Here is an 11,268-nt window from a genome sequence, read left to right on the forward strand (position 1 = left end):
ATGTCTTGAACGACACCGAGAAAGTACAGGAGTTGATCGGCTATCTGCCCGAAAACGCGCCTATCTATCCGGAACTCACGGTCCAGTCATACCTCAAGATGATCGCTGAGCTGCGTAATATCCCCAAGGGAAAGCAGCGTGACCGGATTGGTGAGGCTGCGATTTCCGTTGGTCTGGTGGATCGGTTGACCAGGCCTATCGGCACCTTGAGTAAGGGCTATCGCCAGCGGGTTGGTCTCGCTCAGGCCATCCTCCATCAACCCAAGCTGCTGATCCTGGACGAACCTACCAACGGTCTCGATCCGACTCAGATCGTTGAGGTCCGGCGCTTGATTCGTTCGTTGTCCAAGAACAGCACGATCATGGTTTCAACTCATATCCTTTCCGAGGTCGAGGCTACCTGCGACCGGGCGTTGATTATTATTCGCGGAGAACTGAAGGCCGATGCCAAGCTCTCCGAGATGGCGGCTACTGCGCAAGCCCAGCTTATTGTTGGTAGAAATGGCCAGGAAGCGGCGATCAAAAAGGCCTTGGACGGTTTGTCCGGAGTGACCCGGGTCGATATGGATGAACGCACTGATGCCGTCATGTATCGGGTGCGGGGAACTGGCGCAGGAGTTGACCTCTGTCCAAAAATCTTTGCCCTGGCCAAGACTCAAGATTGGCCGGTGATGGAGCTGCGGCACGAGACCAAGACCCTGGAGTCCGTTTTCAATGAACTTACCGCCACGGTTGGAGGTGGACGATGAACCGGATGTTAGCGATTACTAAAAAAGAATTAAAGGCCTATTTCGGCTCACCGATGGCGGCGCTCTTCATCGGCGCCTTCCTATTGACCGCGCTTTTCTCCTTTTTCTGGTTGGAGACCTTTTTTGCCCGCAATACTGCGGACATCCGGCCGCTTTTCCGCTGGATGCCGGTGTTGATGATCTTTTTGGTTGGGGCTTTGACCATGCGTCAGTGGAGTGAAGAGCAGCGCATGGGGACCATGGAGATCCTCCTCACCCTGCCGGTCAAGCTCTGGCAGTTGGTGTTGGGTAAATTCCTGGCCGTGTTTGCCCTGGTGGCAGTGGCCTTAACCTTGACCTTGGGTTTGCCGGTGACCGTGTCCCTGCTTGGACCTTTGGACTGGGGTCCGGTGTTTGGCGGTTACCTTGGGGCTCTGTTGATGGCCTCGGCCTATATCGCCATCGGCCTCTACCTCTCGTCGCGAACCGACAACCAGATCGTCGCTTTGATCCTTACCGTCCTGGTTGGCGGGTTTTTCTATATCCTGGGGTCAGCCGATATTACTCACTTCATGGGTAACACCATGGGGGAGGTGTTTCGGGCCCTTGGCACCGGCAGCCGTTTTACCAGTATCGAGCGTGGGGTTATTGACCTGCGTGACCTGGTCTATTACGGTTCTCTCGCCGCCATCTTTCTGGCGCTCAATATCCTCTCGCTTGATAAGAAGCGGTGGAGTTGCGGGCCGAACACCGTTCGCTATCGGCGGACGCTGATTATGGCCACAGTGCTGTTGATCGCCAATATCCTGGCCGTCAACCTCTGGTTGAACAAGGTGAGTGGCCTGCGTCTTGATCTCACTGAGAATCGGGAATACTCCCTCTCCCAGACCAGCCGGGATTTGATTACCAACTTAAGCGACCCTCTGATCCTGCGGGGCTATTTTTCCGAGAAAACCCACCCCCTGCTTTCACCCCTGGTGCCACGGATTAAGGATCTGATGCAGGAGTACGCTATCGCCTCCCATGGGCGGGTCAAGGTCGATTTTGTCGATCCCAAATACGACCCGGAGCAAGAGGCAGAGGTCAATCAGCAGTATGGCATTAAGCCGGTCCCCTTTCAGGTGGCTGGGCGCTACGAGGCATCGGTGGTCAACTCGTATTTCAATATCCTGGTTAAGTATGGAGACCAGCATGTCACCTTGGGGTTCAATGACATTATCGAAGTTCAGCCCCGGCCCGATGGTCAGATTGATGTTCGACTCCGCAATTTGGAATACGATCTGACCAAGTCAATCAAGAAGGCCGTTTTTGGCTTTCAGAGCCTGGGCTCAATCTTTGAAAAGATTCAGGGTGATCTGACCCTGACCGCTGTGATCACCAGGGACGGCCTGCCGCCGGAGTTGGCCAAGCTGCCGGCCAGCATTGATACAGTCGGCGAGGCGATCAGCAAGGAGTCCGGGGGCAAACTTCGTTATGAGGCTATTGATCCGGGCGCTAACCCGCAGCAGGCCGAACTCAAGAAGCGTTTCGATGTCGATCCCATGCAGCTCTCTTTTTTCTCTTCTGAGACCTTTTATATGTACTTGCTGTTGACGGTTGGCGATAAGACCGAGCGGATCTATCTGGCCGGTGATATGGGTGATGTCGAGATCCGCAAGGAGGTAGAGTCGATCCTCAAGCAGACTTCTTCAGGATTCTTGAAGACCATCGGGTTGTGGACGCCGTCCGCTGATGCCCCGCCGGAGATGGCGATGATGGGACAGCCCCCGCCACAAGAGAGTTACCGGATGATCCAGAAGGTTCTGCCGGAGAATTATAACCTGGTCAAGGTGGATCTCTCGTTCGGTCGAGTGCCGCCGGATGTTGATGTCCTCCTGCTGGTGGCGCCCAAGGACATGGATGACATGGCCCGTTTTGCGGTGGATCAGTACTTGATGCGGGGTGGGGCGGTCGTGGCTTTGGCCGGTAATTACCTGCTTGATATCAGTCCATACTCTCAAGCCTTAGCGGTCAAGAAGGTGACGAGCGGCATCGGTGATTTACTGGCCCATTACGGGATTACGGTTGAAGACTCATTGGTGATGGATCAGCAGAATGAGCCTTTCCCGATCCCGGTGACCAGAAATTTGGGAGGCCTGACTGTCCAGGAGATCCGTCAGATCAACTACCCGTTTTTTGTCGATGTTCGGGCGAGCGGCATGACCAAAGAGAGTACTGCCGTTGCCAATCTGCCGGCAGTGACCATGAACTGGGTTTCGCCCTTGATCATCGACACCAAGGACCAGAGCCGTAAGGTGGTGAAGCTGTTGGAGTCAAGTCCCAATTCCTGGAGCTTTACCGGGACTGATGTTCAGCCTGATTTTCAGCGTTTTCCAGACGACGGCTTTGCCTCAGGGGACTCCATGTCCGCTAAAACCTTGGCTGTGAGCAGTCAGGGTGTCTTTGCCAGCTATTTTGCCGAGCGGCCTGACCCGCGCATCGCCAAGGCCAAGGAACAAGAGCATGAACATGAGCAAGATGAGGATGGGATCAAGGAAGAGTCTTTAGGTCCGGCAGACAGCAAGGCAGGCAAGGAAGAGAAGACGGAAAAGGTCAAGTTGCCTGATGCCCCGGTGATCAAAAAGTCTCCGGAATCGGCCCGTCTGGTGGTGGTGGGCAGCACGGAATTCGTTAATGATACGGTGTTTAGCATCTCTCAGTCCATGAGCCAGGACCGTTTCCTGAACAGCTTGAGTTTCCTCCAGAATTTGGTCGATTGGTCAGTGGAGGACGAGGACTTGTTAGTGATCCGGTCTCGTGGCACGTACGCTCGCCTGTTAGCGCCGCTTTCCCGGCAGCAGCAGACCTTTTGGGAGTGGTTAAATTATGGGGTGGCCATTGTGGCCCTGCTGATTGTCAGTCTGTATGGCGGCTGGCGACATCGCAAGGAACAACCGATGATCGGTGGATGATCGGCAACAGATCAGGGTACTTAGGGATTAGCCTGGAGACTGTTGGGAGCGCGGGAGTGATGCAGCTCGTTGAGAGTAGTCCGACAGTCTACAGTCAAAAAGCCTTCAGCCTATTCAAGAAGAAAGGGTGAATCATGAATACAGCAAAGAAAAATATCGTCCTGTTGGTCCTGCTGATTGTGCAAGTGGCACTTATTGCCTTTCTGTATCGTCCGGGTCAGAAGGTGACTCCGTCGGCGGCCAATATCTTTCCCTCCTTGGCCTTTGAGAAAGTAACAGCCATGACCATTACCGATGACCAGGGGAAGACGATTACTCTAGCCAAGAAGGATGGCGTCTGGCTGTTGAGTCAAGGGGAGTTTCCCGTCGATACGACGAAGATTGAGGAGCTGATCAAGAAGTTTTCGGACAGCAAGTCCTCCCGGTTGGTCAGCCAGACTGCAGCCAGCCATGCCCGTCTCAAGGTTGGTGACACTGATTTTAATCGTAAGGTTGAGTTGACAGAGGGGGATGTTAAGACGGTCTTTTATCTTGGCACCGCACCCAGTGCCAAATCGATTCATCTTCGCTTGGCCGAAGCTAAGGAGGTCTATCAGATCGACGATCTCTCTGCCTGGCAGGTTCAAACCGACAAGGAGTCGTGGTGGCAAGCCCGCTACTTCAGCCAGTCTATTGAGACCCTTACGGGTTTGACTTTGGTCAATACCAAAGGCACCATTGAGTTGATCAAGGAGGGAGATAAAGAGTGGCGGCTCAAAGAAAAGCCGGAATCGACCCTCGACTCCAAACGAATCGAAAAGCTGCTTGCGAGCGCAGGTGAGATCAGTGTAGCCTCTTATCAAGCGAAGGATTTTACCTCCCCCAAGGGCAAACCAGTTGCCACGATTACTTATCAGACCAAAGATGGCGCACCAACACTACAGATTTGGGCTAAGGATAAGCCTGAAGATCAGGACCTGCTGGTCAAGGCGTCACAGGTGGTTTTCTATGCCAAGGTCAAGGAGTACGGGGTCAAGGAGCTGATGGAGGTTAGTGCCGAGTCTCTTATTATCGCTCAACCGGTTGCAGGTGACGCTGCGTCTGCAAAGACAGACACCGGGGCCGTTGCCCCGGCAGCCTCGGCAGATCCCGGCGTCCCGGCAATCCCGGCCCCGGTCACCACCCCGCCCGATAAATGACCTTTTGTTTGTGCTTTCTCCGTTCATGGCCATGGTCATCATCTCTGCTCCAGTCTCGACGGTGGGAGCGATGATGGCCATGACGGTGATGGTCTCTTTCGCGTTCGCGCAGCACGATCGTTCTGGTGATAAAGGCCGGAGGCGGCGGCTCGTCTGCCACCATCACCCATTCGCCGTCCTGCCAGCATGACATCCCATAGATTGTCTCCGCCCTGCCATCAATGGTGGCGAGGATCTCTGTTTCCCGACACATCTCCTGACTCTCTGGCCTGACCACTACCATCCTGGGTTCTCGGTAGACCGTTGAGCGGGCTACCGGTCGGTAGGTTCCATTTTTGTCCATCTCGTTGCCAAGGGCATACCCCAGGACCGATCCCACCGCCGTGCCGATTAGTGTCCCTTTGGTATTCCTGCCCACAGCCTGCCCGATCAGGGCTCCGCCTCCAGCCCCCAGTAGTAATCCGTTGACAGCGTTGCTGTCAGCCCCGGCCTGAACCGTCAGGCTCAAACTCAAGGCCAGTGTCAAACCTGCGATTATTTTTTTCATCGTCGTATCCTTTGGTGGTGAGAATAGAGTAAGCCCTCCTTGTCTCTCGGCAAGGAGGGCTTGTACTTAATAAACATCATGATCTGATGATGCCAGAGTCATGGCATCAAGTTTTTTTGGTGGTTTTCGTGAGTCATTACTCTCCGTCGGGTCCGTTATGGCAGTCGTAGCAGCTCACCTGATGTCCTGCCGCAAATGTTTTGGTGCCGTGGTCTATTGAGAATGATCGGGCGCTGAAGGTCTTGGAGAGCTGGCTTCCGCGATAATCTTTGCCGTGACAGGCGGTACAGTTCTTGGCGTTGCCATCAGCGGCGTCCTGGTGCTTGCTGATCCACTGCTGCCCTATGGTGTGCATGCCGTGGGGGCCGCCGGTTACCGTATTCGGCACGGTGGTATGGCAGACGGTACACTCGGCAATTGTTCCTGCGTGACCCTGTGCCGCGATGCTTTGGACATTATCTTCGGCCCTGAGGGATGGATAGATGGCATGGGTTGCACCATGGCACGCCTCACACTGCAACTGACCGTGCCCCCTGCTGAAGCGGTAGAGATTGGACCCTGCTGCCGGAGTGTTGGCATTAGTCGCAAAGCGGGTATCAACGACTGGAGTGAGGGCGCCGGTGAGAGCGTCAGTTACGGCTTCGGTATACCGCTGGCCGTTTTGGTGGCAGTTCTGACAACTTGGCGCCTGCAGCCATCCTTCTCTGGTGGCAGCGCCCACGGCGCTGATGGAGCCATGACAGCTTTGGCACTGCATCAGAGTGTTTCCCTTGGCATCGGTGGCCTTGCCCATCGCTCCTCTGAGGCACTGGGTTGAAGAGCCAGGATGGCAGGTATAGCAGGCGGTACGATTGGTACTGCTGTTGAGCGATTCGCCGTTGGACGGATCGAGCACGTCGGCATGGAGGGAGTGAATCGCAGTCGTCAGCGGAGGGATGCCGCTAAAGCCGCTGGTGCCGAGGGCATTGCTTTTGTGGCAGATGGCGCAGAGGATCGGGGTGCCGCTCTGGGCGGTGGCGAGCAGTGAACCGGTGTAGTCATAGCCGAGCTGCTTGAGATCGTTGAGATAGGGTGATATGTCATTCTGTTCATCATGGAGCTTCAGGATGTTGAGTTTGTAATCTTTTTCCGCATTAGGGTCATTCTCCCAGCCACTGGCGGGCATGGCGGCGCTGTAGCCGGAGGTTGAGCCATGACACTTCTTGCAATCCATCTCATCGCTGACCGGCAGCACCGTTGTTGTGGTGGCAAGGATCGCGCCGGACAGGGTCTCCCTGGCGACAACCTTGACCATCGGGTAGTGGTTGTAGGTGCCGTCGTCATTTTGGGGTGAGGTTGGTATCCCTTCGGCAATCCACCAATCATGTTCTGCGTTATAGGTCATCGGCTGGGGGGTCGTGCTCTGGACGGCATTGTTTTTGAGTCCCATATCCGGGGAAAGGGTAACGCCGAACAGAGCGCCCACATGCTCCCAGAAATTGGTCTTAGTGCTGCTGATTGTATTCCATTTGCCGGCAAAAGAAGGTTCCGCTTCATAGGTGATCGTTACTCCCGAGACAACCCGTGATGCGGTGCCGTTTCCTTTCTTGACTAGCTGGGCGACAAGGTTGTTGTAGGGAGGCAAAATTGAAAAGACTGAATAGTCGTTGCCGTCCATGCAGTGCATTCCCAGATCGTTCCACGCTAGAAGCTGATAATTGCCATTGGTAGAGGTTGAACTCCCGCCGGTGTTTCCAGTTCCCCCCGTGTTTCCAGGAGTTCGGCGTAGTTTGATGCTTCCGCCTTGACCCGGTTTTACGTTAACCCAGAATCCTTGGCCAGGGGAGAGGGTGGTGAGTGGGATAAAGCCCTTGGATCTGGCGTAGGCCCCTGGGGTGGATTCTCCGGCAATAAAGACCGACCAGGTGGTGCCGGTCCATTGCCAGACTGATGAGTATTTATGGGTATTGGTGGCGGAAGTGTTGGCGTTGAACACCTCCGAGACATTAACCGGAGTGTTGACGCCTTTGAGGTTCCAGCTGTCGGCAAGGGTGAGGGTGGTGTCAGTGGTGGCGCTGCCGGTGATGGTAACAGTTTGTTTGGTCTTGCTGTTGATCCAGAAGCCTTCGCCGGCGCTGATTGTGTGCAGGGGTAAGAAGCCATTGGGTTGAGGGGGAGCGCTACTGGTCACAAAAGAGTTCCATTGGCCGGTGTTGGAGTTCCAGGTCCAGACTGAGGCGAATTTTTGGGGATTGCCAAAGGTGGTGGCGACATTGCTCACCGGCGTGGTGGAACTGACCAAGTTCCAGCCGGCATTCAAGGTCAGAGTGGTATCGGCCATGGCTGCTGGGATCGTTCCCAGGGTGATTAGTGTTGCGGTGCTGAGAATTAGTGATTTGTGCATTATTCCTCCATGTAACAAAGTATGTGTTTACCCTATTTGGGGCTCAAAGCGTATGAAGCCAGCAAGACAGCAAACACTGTGCCACTTGGATTTGTCTTGTTTAATTCATTGATTTTTCGTTGTTATTTATTGATTAAGTGTGGTGATAACGTGCGTTTTAGGTCTCGGTGCCAAAAGGTTGTCGGTTAAAGGAGACAACAGAGAGTACTGCGGGAAAGGTGGCGGAGTTATTAAGGGAATAACTACCTGTAAACATGTTAAATATTTAACATCATCCCAGTGTCGCTATTGTGCGACAGAGGGCCGCGCCAACGAGGATGCGCCGCTGGTGGCGCGGGTGGTTTAAAGGCCCACCAGTTTTGCCATGTCGGCGATTAACACTTTGGACCCAACCCCTTCGAATAAGATCTTTACCTTGCCCTGCCGCCGGTTTGGCACTGCCGTGACCACACCGGTGCCAAAGGTCTGGTGATGGACCATTAAACCCTCTGCCAGTTCTTCGATCTTCAGAAATCCGTCCTTGCCGGCGCCAGTTACCTTTTTGTCGCGGGTTGGACCTTTAACTCTGGGCAGCGGTGAATCGATGGCGGCGAGGTAAGCGTTGGCTACCTTATAGTCAACGGCGGAGAGCTGTGAACTCGGTGGGTGTTGAGGTGTGGCGGGAGGGATCTCCATATCCTTATGATTGGTTGGAGAAGAGAGATCGGCATCAATCGCGTCTCCGAGTCTTCCGCTGAGCCGGAGATTGGATTCATAGAGGAATCGGCTCGCTAACGGGGCCGTGTTGTCGATTGGGGGGATAAATCGGCTGGCCCCGGCCTGCTGCTGTTGCAAGAGTTTCTGGTCGTGAGGGTGGATGAAGATGAGGCGCTCCCGAGCCCTGGTCATGGCCACGTAAAAGAGACGTCGCTCATCTTCAAAATTGGTGAGCATCGATTCAAGGGTATCATCAAGTATCGGAAAGGAGCCGTCGGTCAGTCCCGGGAGAATCACTAAAGGCCACTCAAGGCCCTTGGCTCGGTGGATGGAGGTGATCAATAAGGACTCTCCGTCCGGTTTTGTGTATCTCTGTTGCAAGTGATCAATGTGATCCAAAAAATTGGCGATGGGCAGATTTACACGTTGAGCGAAGCTGACATAGGCCTGGCAGGTTTTGATCCGGTTCTCGGCTTGGGAGAGTCGAGAGGAGAATGAGTGGTAGAAGTCAAAGAGGCCGGTTTTGTTGATGATGACCGAGAGGAGTTCGTGGGCTTTGGTCTTTGCCGGCAGTTGTTGGATCTCCTTCCAGGCAACTGCTCGTTCCTCGATCTGCCGTTTAATAAAGGGTGGGGTATCGCGGTTGACCTGGGTTAAGATTAACTCTGGCGCCTGATGCGGCGCGTGTGCGATGTCACGGGCCAGGGCTTCGAGATGGACGCGCTTGAGGCCCAAGTGCGGGTTGGAAAGCATAGCCGTTATTATCTCTAGAGAGAACTGTGCCCCGCCATGGCAGAGCTTTAGGAAGCCGGTTAAGGCCATGATCTCGGGACACTCAAAGACCCGTTCGTGGCCGAGCAGGTGGTAGGGGATCGCGGCCTCCATCAGGGCGAGTTCCAAGGGCACGCTCATGGCAAACATCCGGACCAGGGCTGCTGCCTCGCTCAAGGACCGGCCTTGGTTCTGCCAGTCGATGAGGATGCTGAGGATTGGGTGGGGGGTGTCATCGATCTGGCAGTCGAGTTGGGTCTTGCTGTTGCCGGGGAAGGAGCGGCAGAGTTTGCGGTCTCGCTGGTGATTATGATGAATCAGGTAGTTTGCTGCCAGGGAGAGTTGATGGCCAAAGCGGAAGGTGTAGGAGAGGGTGAAGTTAGCAGGGTTGGCGAAGTCGTGCTGAAAACGCTCGTTAATGTATTCTGGTCGTGCACCGCGCCACTCGTAGATGCACTGATCTACATCGCCAACCACCATCACCTTGGCTTGACTGCCGGCGATTGCCTTCAGCAGTTGCTGCTGTACTTCATTGATGTCCTGGTACTCGTCAACGATGATATGGTCGACATGGTTTCCGACCCACTGAGCGAGGGCTGTGTCGGCTAAGATGGCCATCACCGGTTCGTGGATCAGGTCGGCATAAAAGCGGACCCTCCGTTCGGTGCGGATCTGCTCGAAGATCTCGAAGGCCTTGATGAAGTAGGTGAGTGAATCGTCAAGCCCGAGTTCATCGAAGAGGGATGTTGGCGGTCTGGTATTGGCCTTGACCAGATCGATGAAGGTCAAAAAACCCTCCATGGCATCTTTGGCCAGCCAGTCCCGGCTGTCGTCGTCTTGTTCCATCGCCTGTTTGACTGCCTCCTTGGCCAATAGGTCAACCTGGTAGTCGGCGGTGAGCAGGGTGCGGACAGGCAGCGCTCCCCGTTTGCAGAAGCTCTGAATCAGGCGTAGTCCCAGGGAGTGGAAGGTGCGGACTTCGGGCGGAGCGAGGCCTGTTGGTTTTAAGACGGCGGTCAGGTTGGCGCTGAAGGCGTCACGGGCCGAGCGGTTGAACATCAGGACCATAATCCGGTGGGCTGGCACACCCTGTTTAAGAAGGTGCCGGACTCGAGCCACCATGGTGGAGGTCTTGCCCGATCCCGCAACCGCACTGACTTTGGCATGACCCCCGGCATGGGCGACGATCAGTTGTTGTTCTTGGGTAAGGTTCATGGTGGTGTTGGGTTGGTGATCCGGGTAACATTCTTGGGGCTGGGATTGGCTCGTATTGTCTTCCGGTAGCGGCGACAAATTATACCGTAGAAAGAGAAGCCATGCAAAAGCTGATCGTGGGGAGTTGTTAAAAAATGGAATTGGAGGGCAAATTTCCTACAGTGCTGGAAGGGTAGGCTTGACTTGAGTCATAGATCACCACCATAAAACTCCCAATGTGATCAAAGTGATATTTAAGTACGATGAAAATAACACTCTGATCTTTTGTATAAAAGTTCAATTTTTGAATGGGGCAATAAAATTGCCCAAGAAAAAACAGTAAAAGATCTTGATTAATGTGGAAGGGTCGAATATTCAGAAATTTTCTGAAATTAATTGGGGGTTTTATTTCAGAATTTAGTGAGGAAGAGTCGCTATTGTTAATTTCCACGTTGAGTTGTTTAATGGCGAAGAATGAAGGGTGGGGATGTTGTTGTTCTTGGTGAAGACTAAAATAGCGGGGAATCGTTAATCTATGGCACTCTGCTACTCCGGCGCGCGTTGTTTTGCATGACTTGACTTGACCCCGATAATGTTTGAGGACCGGAGTGGTGGCATCTCATGTGAGAATGATATTCGATAAACTAGATATCATGTGTAGTGTGCGTGATATCTAGTTAGAAAAATCTTATTTAATCCGAATATTCTGATGCCAAAATTGGTTTGGCAGGGATGATATCTAGAAACGGGATAATTATTAGATGGCCCGGCTGCGCCGGGCCATCGTGGCGGATGAGCAGCGCGACTTCGATAAAGTTAA

Annotated in this window: 6 protein-coding genes; 3 read left to right on the forward strand and 3 right to left on the reverse strand. The window is 54.0% G+C overall.

From position 1 onward, the window contains the following. From FP815_02220 to FP815_02230, 3 genes are all read left to right on the forward strand, one after another. The coding region (locus tag FP815_02220) for an ATP-binding cassette domain-containing protein (protein MBA3013748.1) at positions 1–749 on the forward strand (749 nt) is incomplete at its 5' end. Further along, a complete protein-coding gene (locus FP815_02225; protein ID MBA3013749.1) occupies positions 746–3,679 on the forward strand; it encodes an ABC transporter permease subunit in 2,934 nt (977 codons plus the stop codon). The genes FP815_02220 and FP815_02225, both read left to right, overlap by 4 nt. Positions 3,680–3,813: 134 nt before the next feature. Beyond that, positions 3,814–4,857: a DUF4340 domain-containing protein gene (locus tag FP815_02230; protein MBA3013750.1), complete on the forward strand. Its 1,044-nt coding sequence runs from the start codon at positions 3,814–3,816 to the stop codon at positions 4,855–4,857. Here FP815_02230 and FP815_02235 read toward each other — a convergent pair. From FP815_02235 to FP815_02245, 3 genes are all read right to left on the reverse strand, one after another. Next, the gene (locus FP815_02235) at positions 4,835–5,404 is read right to left on the reverse strand and encodes a glycine zipper 2TM domain-containing protein (protein ID MBA3013751.1); all 570 of its coding nucleotides are present in this window, start codon (positions 5,402–5,404) and stop codon (positions 4,835–4,837) included. The two genes, FP815_02230 and FP815_02235, sit on opposite strands and share 23 nt — an antisense overlap. A gap of 136 nt (positions 5,405–5,540) precedes the next feature. Continuing rightward, the gene (locus tag FP815_02240) at positions 5,541–7,061 is read right to left on the reverse strand and encodes a hypothetical protein (GenBank protein ID MBA3013752.1); all 1,521 of its coding nucleotides are present in this window, start codon (positions 7,059–7,061) and stop codon (positions 5,541–5,543) included. Between the two features lie 1,068 nt (positions 7,062–8,129). Then, positions 8,130–10,469 carry an ATP-dependent helicase gene (locus tag FP815_02245; protein ID MBA3013753.1) on the reverse strand — a complete coding sequence of 780 codons (2,340 nt, stop codon included), beginning with the start codon at positions 10,467–10,469 and terminating at the stop codon, positions 8,130–8,132. Positions 10,470–11,268: the final 799 nt, after the last annotated feature.

Source organism: Desulfobulbaceae bacterium, assembly GCA_013792005.1.
In the GTDB taxonomy this organism is placed as follows: domain Bacteria; phylum Desulfobacterota; class Desulfobulbia; order Desulfobulbales; family VMSU01; genus VMSU01.